General features: G+C 70.3%; 17 protein-coding genes. 10 read left to right on the top strand and 7 right to left on the bottom strand.

Going from position 1 to position 19,608, the window contains the following annotated elements; all coding sequences use genetic code 11:
* Nucleotides 1-4 precede the first annotated feature (4 nt).
* The 4 genes from ACU436_RS07660 to ACU436_RS07645 all read left to right on the top strand — a co-directional run bounded on the left by ACU436_RS07660 (nt 5) and on the right by ACU436_RS07645 (nt 3,908).
* A complete protein-coding gene (locus tag ACU436_RS07660; protein ID WP_459023076.1) occupies nt 5-733 on the top strand; it encodes a polysaccharide lyase in 729 nt (242 codons plus the stop codon).
* A 10-nt stretch (nt 734-743) separates the two neighbouring features.
* On the top strand, nt 744-2,090 hold the full coding sequence (locus ACU436_RS07655; RefSeq protein WP_459023074.1) for a nucleotide sugar dehydrogenase: 1,347 nt from the start codon (nt 744-746) through the stop codon (nt 2,088-2,090).
* 8 nt (nt 2,091-2,098) lie between these two features.
* Entirely contained in the window at nt 2,099-3,127 is a 1,029-nt protein-coding gene (locus ACU436_RS07650) for a glycosyltransferase family 2 protein (protein ID WP_459023072.1), read from the top strand.
* 76 nt (nt 3,128-3,203) lie between these two features.
* On the top strand, nt 3,204-3,908 hold the full coding sequence (locus ACU436_RS07645) for a class I SAM-dependent methyltransferase (protein WP_459023070.1): 705 nt from the start codon (nt 3,204-3,206) through the stop codon (nt 3,906-3,908).
* Between the two features lie 47 nt (nt 3,909-3,955).
* Here ACU436_RS07645 and ACU436_RS07640 read toward each other — a convergent pair whose 3' ends face one another.
* From ACU436_RS07640 to ACU436_RS07630, 3 genes are all read right to left on the bottom strand, one after another.
* Nucleotides 3,956-4,963, bottom strand: coding sequence for a glycosyltransferase family A protein (locus tag ACU436_RS07640; RefSeq protein WP_459023068.1), 1,008 nt, complete (start codon nt 4,961-4,963; stop codon nt 3,956-3,958).
* A 112-nt stretch (nt 4,964-5,075) separates the two neighbouring features.
* A complete protein-coding gene (locus ACU436_RS07635; RefSeq protein ID WP_459023066.1) occupies nt 5,076-6,272 on the bottom strand; it encodes a glycosyltransferase family 4 protein in 1,197 nt (398 codons plus the stop codon).
* Nucleotides 6,273-6,781: 509 nt separating this feature from the next.
* The gene (locus tag ACU436_RS07630) at nt 6,782-8,296 is read right to left on the bottom strand and encodes an oligosaccharide flippase family protein (RefSeq protein WP_459023065.1); all 1,515 of its coding nucleotides are present in this window, start codon (nt 8,294-8,296) and stop codon (nt 6,782-6,784) included.
* A gap of 185 nt (nt 8,297-8,481) precedes the next feature.
* Here ACU436_RS07630 and ACU436_RS07625 point away from each other — a divergent pair, with 185 nt between their 5' ends.
* The 5 genes from ACU436_RS07625 (at nt 8,482) to ACU436_RS07605 (ending at nt 12,999) form a co-directional block, all read left to right on the top strand.
* On the top strand, nt 8,482-9,843 hold the full coding sequence (locus tag ACU436_RS07625) for a polysaccharide pyruvyl transferase family protein (RefSeq protein ID WP_459023063.1): 1,362 nt from the start codon (nt 8,482-8,484) through the stop codon (nt 9,841-9,843).
* Nucleotides 9,844-9,848: 5 nt separating this feature from the next.
* Complete coding sequence (locus tag ACU436_RS07620; RefSeq protein WP_459023062.1) at nt 9,849-11,255, top strand: apiosidase-like domain-containing protein; 1,407 nt, start codon at nt 9,849-9,851, stop codon at nt 11,253-11,255.
* A gap of 127 nt (nt 11,256-11,382) precedes the next feature.
* Nucleotides 11,383-11,613, top strand: a complete 231-nt coding sequence (locus tag ACU436_RS07615; RefSeq protein WP_459023060.1) for a hypothetical protein — start codon at nt 11,383-11,385, stop codon at nt 11,611-11,613.
* The gene (locus ACU436_RS07610; RefSeq protein ID WP_459024281.1) at nt 11,610-12,158 is read left to right on the top strand and encodes a DUF6879 family protein; all 549 of its coding nucleotides are present in this window, start codon (nt 11,610-11,612) and stop codon (nt 12,156-12,158) included. Before ACU436_RS07615 ends, ACU436_RS07610 begins: the two co-directional genes overlap by 4 nt.
* On the top strand, nt 12,082-12,999 hold the full coding sequence (locus ACU436_RS07605) for a helix-turn-helix domain-containing protein (protein ID WP_459024279.1): 918 nt from the start codon (nt 12,082-12,084) through the stop codon (nt 12,997-12,999). The genes ACU436_RS07610 and ACU436_RS07605 overlap by 77 nt, the downstream gene beginning before the upstream one ends.
* Before the next feature lie 404 nt (nt 13,000-13,403).
* Here the strand turns inward: ACU436_RS07605 and ACU436_RS07600 are convergent, their stop codons facing one another.
* Together ACU436_RS07600 and ACU436_RS07595 are read right to left on the bottom strand one after the other, a co-directional pair.
* Nucleotides 13,404-14,699: a glutamate-1-semialdehyde 2,1-aminomutase gene (locus ACU436_RS07600; protein WP_459023058.1), complete on the bottom strand. Its 1,296-nt coding sequence runs from the start codon at nt 14,697-14,699 to the stop codon at nt 13,404-13,406.
* Complete coding sequence (locus ACU436_RS07595) at nt 14,699-15,937, bottom strand: methyltransferase domain-containing protein (protein WP_459023056.1); 1,239 nt, start codon at nt 15,935-15,937, stop codon at nt 14,699-14,701. Before ACU436_RS07595 ends, ACU436_RS07600 begins: the two co-directional genes overlap by 1 nt.
* Before the next feature lie 153 nt (nt 15,938-16,090).
* Between ACU436_RS07595 and ACU436_RS07590 the strand changes: the two genes are divergently transcribed.
* Nucleotides 16,091-16,909, top strand: a complete 819-nt coding sequence (locus ACU436_RS07590; RefSeq protein WP_459023054.1) for a sugar phosphate nucleotidyltransferase — start codon at nt 16,091-16,093, stop codon at nt 16,907-16,909.
* Between the two features lie 9 nt (nt 16,910-16,918).
* Here ACU436_RS07590 and ACU436_RS07585 read toward each other — a convergent pair whose 3' ends face one another.
* Both ACU436_RS07585 and ACU436_RS07580 read right to left on the bottom strand, forming a co-directional pair.
* Nucleotides 16,919-18,376 carry a M1 family aminopeptidase gene (locus ACU436_RS07585; RefSeq protein WP_459023052.1) on the bottom strand — a complete coding sequence of 486 codons (1,458 nt, stop codon included), beginning with the start codon at nt 18,374-18,376 and terminating at the stop codon, nt 16,919-16,921.
* Nucleotides 18,331-19,605 (bottom strand): heparan-alpha-glucosaminide N-acetyltransferase domain-containing protein, encoded by a 1,275-nt coding sequence (locus tag ACU436_RS07580; protein WP_459023050.1) that lies wholly within the window; start codon nt 19,603-19,605, stop codon nt 18,331-18,333. Before ACU436_RS07580 ends, ACU436_RS07585 begins: the two co-directional genes overlap by 46 nt.
* Nucleotides 19,606-19,608 lie beyond the last annotated feature (3 nt).

The following is a 19,608-nucleotide window of genomic DNA, read 5'->3' as shown; positions in this document are numbered from 1 at the left end:
GGGGATGCTCCTGTGGTCGGGCGACCTGGAGACAGGGGATCTCTCCCAGTTCCTGGACACGCCCTGGAACACCGTCGGTGGACCCCCGCCGAAGGTCGTCCAGAACCCTGCGCGCAGCGGCGGCTACGCCGTGGAGCTGGCGCTCGTCGGAAGAACCGGACCGGACGACGGGATCTGTTGCGGCAGCCGCAACGAGATCGAGCCGAAGTTCCGGGAGATGGTCGAAGGGGAGGACCTCTGGTTCGGGTTCTCGACCTACCTCGACCCGAACTTCCCGACCTACTACTCGGAGTGGCAGGTGATCATGCAGTTCAAGCAGAACTTCGACGGTTCGCCCCCACTCGAGCTGACCGTGGAGGACGGGGACTTCCGCATCGAGGGGGGGTACGGGCACCCCGACGGTCCTCGGCAGTTCATCCACCCGGTCGGGCTCGCCGACAAGGGCCGCTGGGCCGACTGGATCATGCACGTGAAGTTCTCGCCGGATCCGGCCGTCGGGTACGTCGAGGTGTGGCGCGACGGCGAGCTCGTCCTCCCCCGGTTCGCGCCGCCCGGCGGGACGATGTACGTCAACCCGGCGGGCGTGACCTCCACCGTCTCCGTGAAGACCGGGTACTACCGCGACCGCAGCATCGACTCGGTCGGACGGGTCTACCTCGACGACTGGCGGATCGGCACTTCCAGGCAAGTGGTCCTGCCGCCCCCGGGGAACGGTCCGGCCCTGGCCGGATGAGGGCGGGATCATGAACCGGTGGGAAGACGGGGCGCCGCCCGCGCCGCTCGGCGTCGTCGGGCTCGGCTACGTCGGGTGCGTGTCGGCGGCCTGCTTCGCCGCACGCGGACACGAGGTCGTCGGCGTCGAGGTCGACGAGCGCAAGGCGGCGCTGCTGCGCTCCGGACGCTCGCCGATCGTCGAGGAGCGGATCAACGACATCGTCGCGGACGTCGTTTCGTCAGGGCGGCTGAGGATCGTCGACGACGCCCGAGCGGCAGTAGCGGCCACCGAGGTCACCCTCGTCTGCGTCGGCACGCCGTCGGCACCGAACGGCAGCCTGTCCACGGAGTTCCTGGAACGGGCGTGCGCCGAGATCGGTGCAGCGCTGGCAACGAAGCCGTCGTGGCACGTCGTCGTCTTCCGCAGCACGATGACGCCCGGCACGTGCGAGGGCCTCCTCGTCCCCGCCCTCGAACGCGCGTCCGGGAAGCGAGCCGGTGTGGACTTCGGCGTGTGCATCAACCCCGAGTACCTCCGCGAGGGTACGAGCGTGCGCGACTTCGAGTCGCCGCCCAAGACCGTGGTGGGGGAGAGCGACCCGCGCAGCGGCGACGCGGTGATGCGCCTGTACGCGGGGCTGTCCGGCCCGCGGTTCCGGGTGTCGATCGCCGTCGCGGAGATGTCGAAGTACGTCGACAACTCCTTCCACGCCCTGAAGGTGGTGTTCGGCAACGAGATCGGCGCGGTCTGCCGTGCGGCCGGCCTGGACTCCCACGAGGTGATGGACGTCTTCCTCGCCGATACCAAGCTCAACATCAGCCCGGCCTACCTGCGGCCCGGCTTCGCCTTCGGCGGTTCCTGCCTGCCCAAGGACGTCCGCGCGCTCGTGCACACCGCACAGCGCCACGCCGTCGACGTCCCGCTGCTCGCGAACGTGATGCCCGCGAACGAAGCTCACCTGCGTCGCGCCGTGGACCTGGTCGTCGCCCTCGGACGCAGGCGGATCGCTCTGATGGGCCTGTCCTTCAAGGCAGGCACCGACGACCTCCGCGAGAGCCCGCTGGTCGAGCTGGCCGAGCGGCTCATCGGCAAGGGGTACGACCTGCGCATCTACGACCCGAACGTCTCGGTGTCCCGGCTCGTCGGCGCCAACCGGGAGCACATCGCGGATCGCCTGCCGCACATCGGCCGGCTCCTCACCGTCGACCTCGCCGAGGTCGTCGCTCACGCCGAGGTCTTCGTCGTCGGTTCCGCCGCACCGGAGATCGCGGCGGCCGTCGACCCGATTGCCGATCGTCCCGTCGTCGACCTCGTGCGATTGCCCGCCGCCGGAACGAGGCGCAGCAGTGCCCACTACGTCGGGATCGGCTGGTAGCTCGAGCGATGACCCCTGGGAGCAGGCCGCCGGCCTTCAGCATCCTGTGCTCGGCGTACCAGTGCGAGGCCTACCTGGCGGAGACGATCGAGTCGGTCGTCGCGCAGACGATGCCGGACTGGGAACTGATCGTCGTCGACAACGGCCCGTCGGACGAGATCGCCGACATCGTCCGCCGCTACACCGGCGACCCGCGCGTCCGGCTCGTCCGGCAGCAGAACCGGAGGTTGATCGGTGGTATCGCCGCCGCGGTCGAGGCGTCCTCCGGTCGCTACCTCGTGCCCCTCGACAGCGACGATCTGCTCGCCCCGACGTTCTGCCGGCGGATGGCCGAGGTGCTCGACGACCGGCCGGAGATCGACGTTCTCTCGTGCGACGCCCGGGTCTTCCGCGATGGCGACGACGACCTCGCCGGCTCGTTCCTGCGCAGGCGATTCGGGCTGGAGCACCGGATCACGCTTGCGGACATGATCGGTGGGCACGACGTGATCCCCTACTTCGCGGCGTTCCGGCGGGCCGCGTGGGAGGCCGCTGGAGGGTATGCCGCGGGCACGGATCTCGTCGAGGACATCGCGCTCTACCTGCGGCTGATCGTCGCGGGTCGCGACATCCGCGTGCTGCCCGAGTGCCTCACGAGGTACCGGCTGCGGGATGACTCGGCGTCGCGCGACCCCACCGGTGTCGAGGCGTTCGAAGCGGCCTGCGAGCGGGTCTACACCGCGGCCGCCGTGGAGTCCGGTGACGGCGCCACACTCGTCCTGCTCGACCGCAGGCTCCGCGGGTTCCGCTACCGGCAGGCGCTGCGGCGCGCGCGATGGGCGTTCCTCAACGGCGACGTGGCCGGGGCGCGCGCGGCGGCCCGGGTGGCGTTCGCGGCCCGCCGCACCCTGCGCAGCACCGCAGTCGTCGTCGGCGTCACCGTTGCTCCGGGTGCGCTGCGGGTGATCCGGCCGGTCAAGCAGCGGCTCAGCCGCGCGGGCGCGCGGGTGCTGGCGCGGGCGGCGACCGTCCATTCCATGACGAGCCGTACGCCGTAACGCCGGCTCGCCATACAGCGAGCCTGTAGACGCGAGGGGGGCGGTGAGGCCACCCGCTGCTTTTCGGAGGGTCTTCATGTACTACCAGGGAAGAAGTCTCGAGAACACCCACGCCGGCGCTCAGCATTTCGTCCGCGCGGTCCGCCGGAAGGCCCGCTCGAGCCAGCCCCCGCGGATCCTCGTCGCAGGCTGCGGGAAAGGCCACGAAGCGAGGTACATCCACGACGAGCTCGGTGGTGAACTGGTCGGGATCGACATCGACGCCGCCTGGGAGACCGAAAACTACCCGGACATTCCCGGATTCGAACTCCAGCGGGGCTCGGTGCTCGATATGCCGTTTTCCGGCGACGACTTCGATATGGTGTTCTACCATCATGTAATCGAGCACGTGGCCGACCCGGCCCGCAGCTTGTCCGAGTTGGCCCGCGTGCTGCGTCCCGGCGGGCTGCTCTACCTGGCCACCCCCAACCGGAACCGCGCGATCGGCTACATCGGCTCGTACGACGCCACGTGGAAACAGAAGCTGCGCTGGAATGCCATCGACTTGGGCAAGCGCCTGCGGGGCCGGTTCCGGAACGAGCTGGGCGCGCACGCGGGATTCAGCCAGAACGAGCTGGCGGAGCTACTCCGAGGGCAGTTCCGAGAAGCTGAGTTCCTGACCGGTGACTACCTGATGTTCAAATACGGGTCGAGGATCCCGCAGCAGGTGATGAAGGTGATCGGTAGCCGACCGGTGCGAGAGCTCCTGGCGCCCGGAGTGTATGTCGTCGCCCAACGCTGATACCTGCGAGCGCGCCCCTTCTTCGGATTTCTCGGCGAGCGCGGCCCTCACGGATGCCGGGTGCCGGGGCGCACCAGCCCGGTGATCCACCGCTTGGCCGCCTTCACCTGATCGACGCCACCGGGCGCTAGCCGGAGCACGGCCCAGAGCGCCGCAGGCCGGAGTCCTGGGCGCTGACGGAAGGCGAGCCAGGCCTGTTGCCGCGCGGTCGCGGGGTCACCGGTGCGCATCGCCTCGCGGGCCAGCCGCAGCGCCCGCGCGTAGCGGTGGTTGCGCACCACAGTGCGCACCTCGGCACGCACCGCCGGATCGTCGGTCAGGGTGGCGGCCCGGAGGAACGCCCGCTCCACGCTGGCGTCGTACTCGTCGGCCTGAGCACGGGTGCGGTCGGCGTCGGACCGGAGTCGGTAGCGGCCGAGCGGTTCGGGCAGCACCCGCAGGTCACGCCCGGCGGCCGCCAGTCGGATGCACATCGAGAGGTCGTCCACCTGCGGGGTGTCGCCGACGTACCCGCCGGCCGCATCCCACGCAGACGCTCGGATGGCGGCCGGGTGGTAGAGCGCACCCTCCCGGATGATCTCGACCAGCTCGAAGCTGTGCCCCACGCCGGGTTCGTCGGTGACGCCGCAGCGCTGTCGGAAGGTCGGCGGACGGTCCTCGCTCCCGACGAACGGGAGTGCGTCGATGCAGAGGACGTCGATCCCGGGATGCTCGGCGAGCACCTCAGCGACGCGTTCGCAGAACGTGGGCTCGATCCGGCCGTCGCTGGGCAGGACGGCGTAGTAGGAGCCCCTGGCGTCCCCGGCTGCGGCGTCGATCCCGCCGGCCAGGCTGCGGAACTCCTGGCGCAGGAGCCGGATCCGCTGGTCGTCGGCGTACTGCCCGACGATCCGGACGACCTCGTCGGACATCCCGTTGTCGACGACGATCAGCTCCCAGTCGCCGACGGTCTGTGCCACGACCGAGTCGATCGCCTCGGCCAGGTAGGGCTCGGTGTCGTGGGCCGCGCAGAGGATGCTCAGCGTCGGCGGGGTAACGGCGTGTTCAGCAGGCACCTCGAGTACTCGTTGCAAGGCGGCTCTGTGTGACCTGGTGCGCGCGGCGGGCCTGGCGCGCTGCTCGACCCGCCATCACCGACGCAGACCTCGACGATCGTCGAGCGCCGGCTCAGTCCGGCAGCCGTCCACCACCTGCTGTGGCCGCAAGCGGCCCTGGAGGCGATTGGCGAGCTGGCGGCGAGGTGATGCCGCAGGCGCGCTGGTAGGCCACGATCGTCCTCGTCGCGACGCGCTCGGAGTGGAACCGCTCGCGCGCCACTTCGCGTGCGCGCCGCGCCAGCCGTTCGCGAAGATCGCCGTCGCCGATGATCTGCAGCAATCGCGCCGCCAGGTCGTCGACACGGTCCGGCTCGACCAGAAACCCACTCTCGCCGTCGTCGATCTGGTACGGCATGCCGCAGCGGCTGGAGGCGATCACCGGAACGCCGGCGGCCATCGCCTCCTGCACCGCCAGCGGCGCGTTCTCCTCGACCGACATCAGCACCGAGACGCTGGCGCCTGCCAGTTCGCTGAGCATGGCGTCGGTACTCAGCTGGCCGAGCAGCACGACCGCGTCGTCGAGCCCGTGCTGCCGGATGCGCTGGCGGACTGCCTCGGTGTAAGCGGGGACGGGCTGTGGACCGGCGAGCCGCAACGTGGCGCACAGGCCTTGCGCCTTCGCCCGCGCAAAACCGTCGACCACGGCCAGCGTGTTCTTCCGCGGCGAGATCGTGGCGGCGCAGAACACCTGCGCGGCGCCATCGCGGCGTCGAACGTCGAAGAATGCATCGGCGATGGGATTGTCGATGTTGTGCACCGCACCGGTCGCGATACCGGTCAGTCGTTCGCGCACGTACGGGCTGATAGAAATGATGTGCGGATAACTCGCCCACGCGCGCATCTCGATCTGTCTCCAGACGAATGCGCGTGTACGGGCCAGTGACGCACCGGATACCCACGTATCGGCATGGATGAAGCCGTGAATGGTCAGCACGCGCGGCGTGTCGATCGACTGCATCATGATCCCGTAGGTGTCGTGCGCGTGCACGACATCCGGGCGGAGACCGCTGACATACTCGCGCAGGCGGCGGGCGTCCCGTCCGAGCGCTCCCGAGAGCATGCGGGATGCGGTCCACGGCAGCCGGTGAATGCGCGCCGCGCCCCAATGATCGACCTGCACCGCATCGACGTTCCCGGTCGTCACGATATGGAGGTCGAGATCGCGGTGATGCCGTAGAGCGCCGCCCAGCACCACGCTCACACCCTCCACGCCGCCGCGCGGCGTGCCCGGATCGGCAGGGAACGCCGTTACGAGTACGAGCCTCACGCGAGTCACAGTAGTCTTGCCCGTCCGGACTCACAAGCTTATCGGCGTCGTCATCCGCACCCTTTTCTGGTATCTCCGCCGATTGCGCGCGATACCCTTCGACGAAATCGTCTGACGCATGCACGCCCGCGTGCGGGCGGGATGTCAGCGACGCGATTCGCATCGCCAGCGGTGCCGCCGAGCCTGGCCGCGTCCGATGACGCCAAAGTGGTCTGGGAGTCATCAGCAGGTGGTGCTCGCGCGCCTACCGGGCGCGAACTGGCGCAGCCCCTCTCGAACTGTCGATTCGTCTGATCAACTGGACGGAGGGCTCGGCCTGCCGGCCGGGAGGTCGCGCTCACCGCCGAGGAGTTGGACATCGTCGCCGCGCTAGCGCGCCGGGGGGAGCGGCCGTGAGCCACGAAGACAGTCGAGGTCCTGACCGTCCGAGACCGACAATTGGTCGGGCGACCTCCGGCGGAAGCAGATCCGGCGCCCATGACACCGTGCTGCTCGGCTGGCCGAGACCTTCAGTCGGTGCCCGAGCGCTGATCCCGCCCGGGGAGCAGCCGCGACCAGGCAACACGACAGATCGTGCCCACCATCGACGGCGCGACGGCGGCGAGTACCGCGAGGTACACCGCCAGGAAGACCACGGCGTCGAGCACGAGGAAGGCCACGGCGACGGCGACCCCCCGGGTGTCGGTGTGCAGGACGAGCCGTTCGAGTGCGCCGGCGGCCGCCGTAGCGGCAATGCTGGCCGCCACCGACGGCAGCGTCGCGCGGACGATCTGCGAGGCCCGAGCGCCGAGCGCCGAGCGCGCCAGCGCGAGGCACAGGACGCCGACGACCAGCGCCGATGCCGAGATTGCCAGACCGACCCCGGGCAGCCCGAACGGTACGATCAGGACCAGCAGGGACAACCCGAGCGCGAACTCCACCGCGGTCGCGACGTTGATCAGCGCGGTCCGGCCGCAGCCCTTGATCGCCTCCTCGCTGACTGAGGCGAACGCCTTGCCGATCCCGAGCCCCGCCATGGCGACGAGCACGACCCCGGCCTCCCGCCACGGCTCGCCCAGCACCACGACGGCGGCCGGCTCGCCGATCGCGAGCATGAGGCCGGACACCGGTGCGGCGCAGAAAGTGACCCAGCGCAGTGCCTTCAGGTAGGTCTGACGCAGCCGCTCCGGATCGGCTGCGATGTGGGAGAACGCCGGGAAGAGCGCGTACGCCACCACGCTGATCATGACGTTGACGGGCAACCGGGCGATGCGCAGGCCGTAGCGGTAGAACCCGAGCGCCGCGGTGTCGAGCAGCCGTCCGACCACCACCGGCTCCGCGGTGGTGCGGATCTGACTGGCGACGTGGTCGATCAGCAGCGGGTAGCCGTAGCGCGCGAGCTGGCGCCACAGGGCCACCGAGGCCTTCGCCCGTCCCGGACGCCACGAGACGAGCACCCACACGCCGACGAGCAGCGTCACCGACGACGCGTAGGTGCCGATCACGAGGCTCCACACCCCGAGTCCCAGCACTGCGCAGGTCACGGACACGACGGCGAAGGAGAGCGAGGCGGCCGGGCTGAGGACGATGTTGCGCGCCACGCTGTACTCGCGCTGGAGGAGCGCCTCGGGCACGTTCGTCAGCGAGTGGAGCAGCAGCCCCCCGGCGGAGGCGGCAGCGACCAGCCCGACCGTCGAGTCGCTGAACACAAGGCCGATCAGGGGTGCTGTGGCGAGCGCTCCGACGCTGATGAGCACGCCGCTCACCAGCGTCGCCCAGAACACCGTCTCCGCAGCAGCCTCGACGTCGCGCTGCCGGTTCACCAGCGCCGCCCGCAGGCCGCCCTCGGAGACGTCGAGGAGAAGTGCGGTGAGCACCGTGCCGGCCGCGAAGATGCCGACCTCGGCCGGGCTCAGCAGGCGTGCGAGCACGATCGTGTGCAGGAGCGAGACGCACTGGGCGATGGCCTGCGCCCCGGCGGAGGCGGTTGCTACGCGGGTGAGCTTCTTCCGCAGCTGCGTGCTGCCCGGCTGCGGTGTGTCCACCTGCTCCCTCGGGGGTCGTGGGGTGCGCGTCGATCTGACGCTTGCTTTGAAGCTCGCCGCGGCGACCCGCAGCGTTAGCTCTACCCCGAGTCGTGCATCACTCCGCCGACCGACCAGCTAACCGCGCCGGGTCGGAGAGCGAGTAACAGCGGTCCGTCGAGTGCGGACCGATAGGCTGACCGATCTTGTCCCGCAGGAGTCCGATGACGAGAAGAGTGGACAGCCCGCCAGTTCGCATCGTGGTGCAGAACGGCGAGCACTGGATGAGCAACATCGGTGACTTGGCAATGCTCTCCGTCACGCTGCGTCGCTTGCGGGAGCGCTGGCCCGGCGTCTCGCTGCACGTGATGACCAGCGCACCGACGCTGCTGCGCGCCCACCACCCCGACGTGCACCCGATCTCCGACGGCCGGCTACCCCGGTTCGTCGCAGAGCCACTTGCCGCCGTGGGATCGCGACTCGGGCTGAGGGTTGCCGGAACCGCTTCGGTGGGATCCCTGCGCGCCGGTGAGGAGCTGAGGGGCGTCGTCAAGCGGTTGCGCAAGCGGCGGACAGCAGCGGCGGCGACCGAATCTGTCGAGGCAGGCGGGCCGGACGGTGCCGGACCGGATATCTCGACTCGCCCAGTGGTGGCGGCTGCGTTGCGAGAGACATCGCTCGTCCTCGCGATCGGCGGCGGGTACATGAACGACATCGACCCGTGGCAGTTCCACCGCACGCTCGACCTGCTGCAGCACGGTGTCGAACGCGGTATCCCCACGGTGATGGTCGGGCAGGGCTTCGGCCCGCTGACCGAGCCTTCGTTGGTGTCTCGCGCCGCGAAGGTGCTCCCGGGGGTGGACCTCATCGCGTTGCGGGAGGACCGGGTCGGGCCGGACCTGCTGTCGGACTTCGGGGTGCCGTCCGACCACATCGTGATCACCGGCGACGACGCGATCGAGCTCGCGTACGGGGTCCGTCGGGAGGAGCTGGGCACCGGCCTCGGTGTCTGCCTGCGCGTTGCCGGCTACTCGCCGGTCGCTGTGCGGGCCCAGGAGGCCGTCGGCCGGGCCGTCCGCGCGGTGGCGGGCGAGTTCACGGCCCGGCTGGTCCCGCTGGTCATCTCGGAGCAGGCCTCGGAGGACCGGCGGTCCACCCTGCCGCTGGTGGCCGAGTACCTCGATGTGGCGCCGGTGCAGGGGCGGTTCGTGACCCCGCTGGAGGTCGCCCGCCGGGTCGGCGGTTGCCGGGTGGTCGTGACCGGCGCTTACCACCTGGCGGTGTTCGCGCTTTCACAGGGCATTCCCGTGGTTGGGCTGTCGTCGTCGCGCTACTACGACGACAAGCTCCTCGGACTCGCTGCGATGTTCGGTGACGATGGGCTGCACCTCGTCCGGCTGGACGATCCCGATCTCGAGGGCCGGGTCGCGGCCGCCGCGCGATCGGCGTGGGAACAGGCAACCGTGCTCCGGTCCCCATTGCGCGAGCGGGCGAGCACCCAGATCGAACTCGGCAAGGAGGCCTACGAGCGGGTGTTCTCGCTCGTCGAGGAGCCGTCGATAGGCTGATCCGGGTGCGGCGTGTGCTGGTGATCGGCTGCCTGTCGCTGATCGTCGGTGCGGGCGCCGCCTGCGGGCAGGCGCCCGCGCCCGCCGTCACGCAACCCCAGCCGGCATGCGACGAGGCGAGGATGCAGGACCACAGGTACGTCAGCGCGGTCGAACCGCGTGGCCGGTACTTCACCGACCAGCACGGCGACCCGCTGCTCGTCTTCGGCGACTCCCCGTGGGCGGGAATGGTGCGTTGGTCGCCGACGCAGGCGGAGGTGTACTTCGCCGATCGCGAGGCGCGGGGCTTCAACGCGTCGATCGTCTCGCTGATCGGCGCGATCGACAACGGTGGGCCGGGCGACGACGGCCGCACCTACGACGGGCTCCTGCCCTTCGAGGGTGGCGACGTCACGCGGTGGAACGAGGCGTACTGGCAGCGGGTCGACGAGTACGTCCAGGTGGCGTGCGCCCACGGGAACACGCTGTTCCTGTACCCGGTGGACGGCTGGACCGTCGGCAACGCCTTCCGGAACGCAACACGCGCGCAAGCCCACCGCTATGGCGAGATGGTCGCTGCCCGGTACGCGCGCTTCCCGAACATCGTGTGGATGACCGGCGGAGATCACTTCCCGAACGACCTCCCGGGCCGGCACGACTCGCCCCCCGCGTACGACGAGCTGTTCGGGGAGATGCTCTCGGGCATCCGGTCGACGGGCGACAACCGGCCGTTCTCGATCCAGCTCGGCTACCCGGCATCGATCTCGACCGACAGTCCCCAGTGGGCCCCGAGGGTCGACTTCGACTTCGTCTACACCTATCTCCCGACCTACCGGGCGGTTCTCGACGCGTACCGGCGCGACCGCAAGCCGGCCTTGCTGTCGGAGGCCAACTACGAGGGCGAGAACAACCTGCCCGGCACGCCGGTCACCGGGGACGTGGTGCTGCGCCGGCAGATGGCCTGGGCGCTGACGTCCGGCTCGCCGGGCTACTTCTACGGTTCCGACGACTGGGAGCTCCTGCCCGGCTGGGAGGGCCGGCTGGACACGCCTGCGGTGGTGCAGCTGGGTCGGCTGCGGGAGTTCTTCGAGTCGCTCGAGTGGCCGACGCTCGTGCCGGACGAGTCCGCGGAGGTCATCACCGGCGGTCGTGGCGATCCGGTCGCCGCCGGCGCCGAGGTGGGGATCATGGGCAGCGACTACGTCACCGCGGCGCGGGCCGGCGGCTCGCTGGTGGCGTACGTCCCGACCGCGCGCACGCTGACCGTGGATCCGACGAGGCTCGCGCAGTTGACGGCCCGCTGGGTGGACCCCGCCGACGCCACGGCCCCGCCGCTGGAGGTCGCCATAGATCCCTCCGGCGCTGTCCCAACGCCGGGCCGGAACTCGGCGGGTGGCGAGGACTGGCTGCTCCTGCTCCGGCTTCAGCCGTAGCGGCGGAAGGCCGACTCGGCCGGCCGCCCAGGGGTGCCGCGCGCCGTCGCCGCTTGCCCTTGACGTGCGGGTAAGCCTGCGCAACGATGGAGAAGAATTTTCTACGGATTTCGAGCATGGAGGCGCCGTGCGAGCGTTCTTCCTAGGAAAAGATCCCAACTCGCAGGTGGACAACTCGCCCACCCTGTACGCGACGGACCGCGCGGACCGCGTGACCTACATCGCGCAGGGCTGGAAGGTCACCGATCCACAGGCCCTGGCGGACATCGGGCCGGTCCCCGACCACGAGGAGTTGATCGAGATCCCCGAGGACGTGTTGAAGTTCTATGCACGTCGCTATCTCGAGGAGGCACGCTGAGCCTGATCGCGCCTGGTCCGGAGTTCCGGCACCTCTTCCACACCTTCGAGCACACGGCGTTCCGCTTGGAGACGCGTGATACCTACGACGTGACGTACGAGAACGAGTCGTTGCGGAGGTTCCTCGCGGGTGAGCCGGATGATCTCCCGTGGATGCAGAGCTGGCTGGACATGCTGCGGGAGGCAACGGCTGCGGGAAGGCGTTTCGCCCGGGTCCGCGTGGTGAGCATGCCGCTCACCGACTACAGCCGTTTCGGTGTGTGGTGCGCACAGTTCACCAATGCTGCGGGTGAGGACATCCGCTACCTGCCGCGCGATCAGGCGGACTGCCAAAATATACCCGATCATGACTACTGGCTGTTCGATTCGTGCAAGCTGGTCCGGATGCACTTCGACGACTCCAACGCATTTCTCGGCGGAGAAGTCGTCGATGATGCGGCAGTGATCGTGCAGCACAACTACTGGCGTGATGCCGCAAGGCATCACGCAGCAGGACGGGACGACTTTGCCACACAGCAGGGCGTCGGACGTATCGAACGTCCTTGAGGCGCGCCAAGCGCTCGGCAGACGACTCCGCGAGCTCCGCCAACATGCCGAGTTCAGCGGCAAGCAGCTCGCGGAGTCGTTGTCCTGGCCACCGTCGAAGGTGTCCAAGCTGGAAAATGGTCGGCAGACGCCGACGGGTGACGATATACGAGCATGGACCCGCGCCACCGCCAGCGAGGGTGAGTCGGCCGGGCTGCTTGCGTCGCTGCACACCCTCGAGGTCCAGCACGCCGACTGGCAGCGACTCCTCCGGGGCGGCCTCCGCCCGCGTCAGAGAGCGCTCGCGGAGCTGGACCAGAAGACGCGGTTGTTCCGCGCCTTCGAAGCGACGGTCATCCCGGGTCTGCTGCAGACACCGGAGTACGCGCGAGCACGCTTCGCCGAAGGCGTCGTGCGGCTCAAGCTGCACAACGACGTCAACGATGCCGTGCAAGCACGGGTCCAGCGGCAGGAAATCCTGTACCGGGCGGACAAGAGGTTCCACTTCGTGCTGACCGAGGCGGCTTTGCGATTCCGGTTGTGCTCGCCCGACGTGCTGCTCGGCCAACTGGACCGGCTGATCTCCCTGTCCCAGCTGCCAAACGTGAAGCTGGGCATCATCGGCTTCGAAACCCGATACACCACCTCTCCGTGGCACGGGTTCTGGCTGTATGACGACAAGAAGGTCCTGGTCGAGACGATGTCGGCAGCGTTGGATCTAAGACAGCCCCAGGAGGTCGAGCTCTACAGCGACGCTTTCGGGCAACTGGCTGCCGTTGCTGGCTATGGCCGCTCTGCGCGAGCGATCATCGCGCGCGTGATGAACGACCTTGCGGACGAGGCCGGCGACGATAGCGCCTGATTTCTGGGTATCGGGGTCGATCAGCAGGAAGCGAGAAATTACGAGAAATCTGCTCGCTGGCATGGCCGATGCGGCAATACCCTCCCGAAGATCCGATCTGACGGCCAGTTCTCGGGAGACCATGTGGCGATTCCAGCTCGTCAACCATCAGGCGCTGGGGCGATGGTTCCCCCGAGCACAATTGCCGTTGCCCTCGCGCCGATGGTGCAGGTCTGGCGTGCATTGCTCGCCGAGCACGTTCCCGACCGAGATGGGCGGTGCACGGCGTGCCGGTGGCAGACCCGGTCGGCCGAGCGGTGGCCGTGCAACGTCCATTACCTGGCCGCTGCAGCGCAGCGGGTCGCATCCGGTACGGGGCTGCCCTCGGCCGGTGAGTGTCTCCGAGCCCGGCGGGTCCGGGGCCATCAGGCGTAGCGCCGGAAGACGGGTTTGACCGGTCGTCCGCCCATCCAGGGTGTCGGGTCGCCGGCGTCGAGGGCCTTGCGGTAGACGGCGCAGGCCTGGGCGACGACCTCGACGGTGCGGTCGATGTCGTCGTCGGTGAGGGCGGCGCTGACCACGAACGACGGTCCGATGACGCCTCCGGTGAGCAGTTGGCGGAGGAAGAGGGTGCGGTAGGGCTGGGATGGTTCGCCGTCGGTGTCGAGGGTGGCGAAGACGAGGTTCGAGGCCCGTCCCAGGACCTGGACGTGATCGGCGACGCCCATGCCGGCGGCGGCCTCCCGGACGCCGGCGGCGAGCCGGTCGCCGAGCTCGTGCAGCCGCTCGGTGATGCCTTCCTCGGCGTAGGCGTCCATGACGGCGATGGCGGCGGCGAGGGAGTGGGTCTCGGCGCCGTGCGTCGTGGACAGGAGGAAGACGCGCTCGTGGTGGCTGCGCAGGCCGCCGCGCTCCATGAGCTCGCGCTTGCCGGCCAGCGCCGAGATCGCGAAACCGTTGCCGAGCGCCTTGCCGAACGTGGACAGGTCCGGGGTGACCCCGTACAGGCCCTGGGCGCCGTGTTCCGACCAGCGGAACCCGGTGATCATTTCGTCGAGGACGAGGACCGACCCGTGCCGGGTGGCCAGCTCGCGGACGCCCTCCAGGTAGCCCGCGGGTGGTTCGGTCCGGGTGCCGGCCTCGAGGATCACGCAGGCGGGTTCGTGCTGGTCGAGCACGGTTTCGACGGCGGCCAGGTCGCCGTAGGGAAACGTGACGACGTCCTGCTGGGGGATGCCCGCGGACATCGGGGTGCCGCCGATGAACCAGTCGTCGGTGGAGAAGAACGGGTGGTCGCGGCAGAGGGCGATTCGGCTGCGGCCGGTGGCGGCGCGAGCCAACCGCACTGCGGCGGTGGTGGCGTCGGAGCCGTTCTTGGTGAACTTGACCATCTCTGCGGTCGGGACGGTCTGCAGGAACCGTTCGGCGGCTTCGACCTCGATGACGGCTGGGCGGACGAAGTTGCTGCCCTTGTCGAGCTCGCGGCGGACGGCGTCGACGACGCGGGGATAGGCGTGGCCGAGGGACACGGCGCGCAGGCCCGAGCCGTACTCGATGTACTCGTTGCCGTCGGCGTCCCAGACGTGGGCGCCGCGGCCGTGGGAGATGATCGGCGCGAGGTCCTCGGGGTACTGGTCGTCGCCCTTGGCGTAGGTGTGGGCGCCGCCCGGCACGACGGCGTGCAGCCGCTCGTTGAGGGCAGCGGACCGAGGGCGTGGCATCAGACGAGCTCCAGCCGGGGGATCGGTACCACCAGTCGCGCCCCCCACTTGCGCGTGTAGGCGATCTGCTGGGCGATCTCGGCGCGCAGGTTCCAGGGCAGGACCAGGACGTAGTCGGGCCGCACCTCGGCGAGCCGCGTGGGCGGGTACACCGGGATGCGCGTGCCGGGCAGGTACATGCCGTGCTTGTGCGGGTTGCGGTCCACGGTGAACGGCAGCAGGTCCTCGCGGATCCCGCAGTGGTTCAGCAGGGTGTTGCCCTTGCCCGGGGCGCCGTACCCGGCCACCGACCGGCCCTCGCGCTTCGCCCTCAGCAGGAACTCGAGCAGGCCGGCCTTGACCTCGAACACCTCGCGGGCGAACCCGGCATGGCCCTCGACGGTGTGCAGGCCCGCTGCCCGCTCGTCGGCGAGGACCTTCTCCACCATCTCCGACGGCGGGTGCTCGCCCGGCCGCGCGAACACGCGCAGCGAGCCACCGTGGGTGGACAGCTCCTCGACGTCGACCACGGTGAGCCCGGCCGTGGCGAGTGCGGCCGCGGCCGTGCGCAGCGTGAAGTACGAGTAGTGCTCGTGGTAGATCGTGTCGTACTGCCGGCCCTCGATGAGCCGCAGCAGGTGCGGGAACTCCAGCGAGACCGTGCCGCCACCGTTCGGGCCGCCGTCCGCGACGAGGGCCCGCAGACCGCGGACGAAGTCGAGCAGGTCGGGCACGTGCGCGAGCACGTTGTTCGCCACCACGAGGTCGGCCGGGCCGTGCCGCTCGGCGATGTCCGTGCCGGTCCGCTCACCGAGGAACACCGACTCCGTCGGTACGCCACGCTCGCGCGCGGCCTCGGCGACACCGCCGCACGGCTCGACGCCGAGCACCCGGATCCCCCGCGCCGCGGCGTGCTGGAGGAGGTAGCCGTCGTTGCTCGCCGCCTCGACGACGAAGCTGCTCGATCCCAGTCCCAGCCGTGCCGCCGCGTCCTCGACGAAGCGGCCGGCGTGCGCCACCCAGCTGTCGGAGTACGAGGAGAAATAGGCGTAGTCGGCCGTGAAGATCTCCTCGGCCGCGACGAGCGCCGGCAGCTGCACGAGCAGGCAGCGTTCGCAGATCCGCACGTGGAGCGGGTAGAAGGCCTCGGGTTCGCCGAGCTGGTCGGGGCGCAGGTAGCTCTCGCACGGCGGTGACATCCCGAGGTCGACGAAGGTGCGTGTGAGCGGCGCGGCGCACAGGCGGCACGCAGGGTTCACCGATGTCTCCTCAGGGGGCGGGACCGACGTGGTCACCGGCTGACTCGGCCTTCCGCCGCACGCCGTTACGGCAGTGGCGCGTGTAACAGCCCTCGTCGGGCACCCGACTAGACGCTCGGAACCGAGTGGTCGCGGCGTGGAGGAGGTCCAGCGGTGAAGGTCGTGCTCTTCTGCGGCGGCTACGGGATGCGGATGCGGGACGGGACCTCGGACACGCCGAAGCCGATGGTGCCGGTGGGGCCGCGGCCCCTGCTCTGGCACGTCATGCGCTACTACGCCCACTACGGGCACAAGGACTTCATCCTGTGCCTGGGGTACGGCGGGCACCACATCAAGCAGTACTTCCTCGACTACCACGAGACCGGGTCCAACGACTTCGTCCTCCACGGCGGCGAGGTGCGGCTGCTCGGCAGCGACATCGCCGACTGGTCGATCACGTTCGTCGACACCGGCCTCGAGTCCCCGATCGGCGAGCGGCTGCGCCGGGTGCGGCGCCTGCTCGAGGGCGAGGAGATGTTCCTCGCGAACTACGCCGACGTACTCACCGACGCGCCCATCAACACGATGATCGACCAGTTCGCCGCGAACCCCGACGCCGTCGGGCAGCTCCTCGCGGTTCCGCCGCAGGCGGCGTTCCACGTGGTCGAGGTGAATGAGGGCAATCGAATCGAGGCGATCACCGCGCTGAAGGACATGCGGCTGCAGGAGAACGGTGGGTACCTCGTGCTGCGCCCGGAGGTTTTCGACTACCTGCCGGAGAACAGCGACCTCGTTGCGGACGCGTGCGCGGTGCTGGCGAAGGAAGGCCGCCTGGCCGCGTACCCGTACAGCGGGTTCTGGCAGCCCGCGGACACGCTGAAGGAACGGATCGCGCTGGAGGCGATGTACCAGGCCGCGAACACGCCGTGGATGCCGTGGCGCATCGACGCGTCGGACGCCGTCTCGCCCGTGCTGAGCACAGCAGCTCCGTAACGGCCGGGTTCAGCTCAACGCACCGTGCTGGTCGAGCATCTCGACGACCTCGGGCAGGTCGGCGAAGGCCGCCTTGACGTCCGCCGGACGCGCCAAGCGGTGCGCGTTGACCGCGATGTAGCCGCGGAGCGCCTTGTCGAACCGGTCGGCCCCCACGCGGTCGCGCGCCTCGAGCAGCAGGGCCGCGCCTTGGCTGTACACGCCCTGCTCGTAGCGTCCGAAGCTGCCCTGGTCGGCCCAGTACGACATCGGTTCGCCGAGGTGCCCGCGCCACCGCCGGGACACGTCGTCGAGCCGGTAGACGTCCCGCTGGCCGGCGACGGCGGCCTGGGCGTAGGTGGCGAAGGCCTCGTCGATCCAGGGGTCCCTGGCCTGGTTGTTGCCGACGAGGGCGTAGAACCACTGGTGCGCCAGCTCGTGGGCGACGAGTGAGCGCAGGCCGCGGCGGTCGACGTCGCCGAACTGCAGCGCGGCCGGGAACTCGATGCCGTCGGACTGCGGGGGCGCGATCGCCACGGCGAGCTCCGGGTACGGGTACGGGCCCAGCAACACCTGCAGGGCCGAGAGCATGTCCTCGATCTCCGATGCCCACACGTCCGGCGGCACGCGGGTGCCGCTCGCCGGCGTCCCCAGCGACACCGTGACACCCGCGAGCTCGTGCACGCTCACGTCGTAGTCGCCGACGGCGACGGCGACGTCGCGGACGGCGTCGGCGGTGAAGCGGTGCGTCGTCCGGCCGGACTCCCCGCTGGTCCCGCCGGGCGTGCCGGTGGCGAGGACGCGGTAGCGGCTCGGGGCCGTGACGGTCAGCTGGGCGAGCCGGAAGTCCTCGCTGACCACGGTCTCGCCGCTGAGGTCGACGGCGTCGTCGCGCGTCCAGCCTTCACCGCGCACCCACGACAGGAGGGGGAAGGCGGTGGCGAACCACGCGACGTCGGCCGACGAGGAGTAGCCCATCCGTTCGGGGGCGTCGTCGCCGAGCGCGAGTGCGAACTCCAGATCCGCCCGGATCGGCTCGCCCGGTTGCCGGCAACGTTGCAGCGGCAACTCGGCGAGGGTGCCGTCGTGCGACTCCGGTGCGCCTGCGGCCCGGACGACCGGCCGGGTCGCCACGCCGTCGACCACGGCAGAGGTGAGCGACATCCCGCTGCCGCTCTCCGCGGTCGTCGGCTTGTTCGGCCACATCCGCAGCACCAGCTCGCAGACCGGTGCATCCGGGGTGAAGGTGAGCGTTTCGCGCCCGCGGACGCTGGTGAGGTCGTCGGCGACGTCGAACGCGAGGTCGACGACGGGCCGCTGTTCCCACGGCTCGGCGCGTTCCGGCTCGGCCGGTCGTGGGGCGCCCGGCCCGGCCGTGCACCCGGCGAGCGCGGCGGCGAACGCGACGAGCAGCCCGACGACGGCGCCGGGCCGGCCCGCCCTCACCAGGTCCGTTCCCGCCACGTCGGGGCGGGGAGCTGGTTCCACCGGTCGACGAACGAGCGCGCCCGGTGCGCGGCCCAGCTCACCAGCGACTCCAGTGGCCCCCTTCCCATCGCCTTCCGCCACACCAGTGCGAACACGACGCCGACCCCGACCTGCACGAGGAACCCTCCCATCGGGTCGTACCCGTCGAGGTCGGAGTCCATGAACATCGCCGAGGCGGTGTAGAGGGTCAGCGTCATCGATCCCGCCGCCGCGAGCGGCACCCCCACGATCCCGATGATGCGGCCGGCGACCGGCCCCGCCAGCCGGGCGAGCAGCAGCATCGACCCGATCACGGCCAGCGCCGAGCCGGTCGTCTGGACGAGGTCGGGCGTGGTGCCCGAGTGGGGCGCCATGACCGCGAGCCACCACCACGTCGTCGTCGGGGTGGTGCCTTCGGGCACCAGGGCGAGGTAGTCCGCGACCGAGCGGTACCCCTCCAGGTCCTCGGCGGGCGTGGCGGCCGCGATGCTCGCCATGCCGCCGAGCGGGTCGAGCAGGATCAGCGACGCGACGGACGCGGCCAGCGCCGCCCCGACGCCGCCGGCGACCAGCCCCGTTGCCACGCGCACCGACGACAGGCGCAGCCGGCCGACCACCAGACCGGCGCAGAGGTAGGTCAGCCACGGCAACGCCGGGTAGGTGCCGGTGAGCGTGAGCTCCGTGAGGAGTTCGAGCGGGTGGCCGAACAGGTCGGCGAACGAGGGGTTGTCGAGGCTCGGCGCAGGCAGCCCCGGGCGCACGAGGTGGCTCAGGACCGGGACGCCGGCCGCGACCACGGCGCCAGTGGCGGCAACCGCCCAGGTCGGCAGCAGCACCAGCGGCACTGCGAAGAGGAACAGGATCGCGTAGTAGCACAGGATGACGGACACGATCTCCGCGTCCGTGCCGCCGAGTGCGAGCCCGATCAGCCCGATGGCCCCCGCGCGGGCGACGAGGGCCGCCGCGGCGGCCCAGAACGGGCGGCCGGGTGCCACCCGGGCGCGTCCCGTCGTGAACGCGATCCCGACCCCGGCCAGAACGGCGAAGAGGGCGGCGGACCGGCCCGCGACGACGGTGTAGAGCGGGGTGGGTGCGCCGTCGTCGGTGACGACGACGAGGGCGTGCACCGCGACCATCCCGACCAGCGCGAGGCCGCGTGCCATGTCGACCCCGGCGAGGCGGGGCCGGCGTGGCGGGGGGAAGGCGATCGCCGGGGGCGGGTACCCGTTGGCGGGCGCGGTCTGCGTCACGAC

This window comes from Pseudonocardia wallangbongensis, from assembly GCF_054486945.1.
This window is presented reverse-complemented; position numbering and strand designations above follow the sequence as displayed.

Bases quoted from the DNA above. Each gene is read 5' to 3' on its own strand.
- ACU436_RS07645 (WP_459023070.1), top strand. From the start codon at position 3,204: ATGTACTACCAGGGAAGAAGTCTCGAGAACACCCACGCCGGCGCTCAG.
- ACU436_RS07650 (WP_459023072.1), top strand. From the start codon at position 2,099: ATGACCCCTGGGAGCAGGCCGCCGGCCTTCAGCATCCTGTGCTCGGCG.
- ACU436_RS07660 (WP_459023076.1), top strand. From the start codon at position 5: ATGCTCCTGTGGTCGGGCGACCTGGAGACAGGGGATCTCTCCCAGTTC.
- ACU436_RS07605 (WP_459024279.1), top strand. From the start codon at position 12,082: ATGCCGCAAGGCATCACGCAGCAGGACGGGACGACTTTGCCACACAGC.
- ACU436_RS07600 (WP_459023058.1), bottom strand. From the start codon at position 14,699: ATGCCACGCCCTCGGTCCGCTGCCCTCAACGAGCGGCTGCACGCCGTC.
- ACU436_RS07655 (WP_459023074.1), top strand. From the start codon at position 744: ATGAACCGGTGGGAAGACGGGGCGCCGCCCGCGCCGCTCGGCGTCGTC.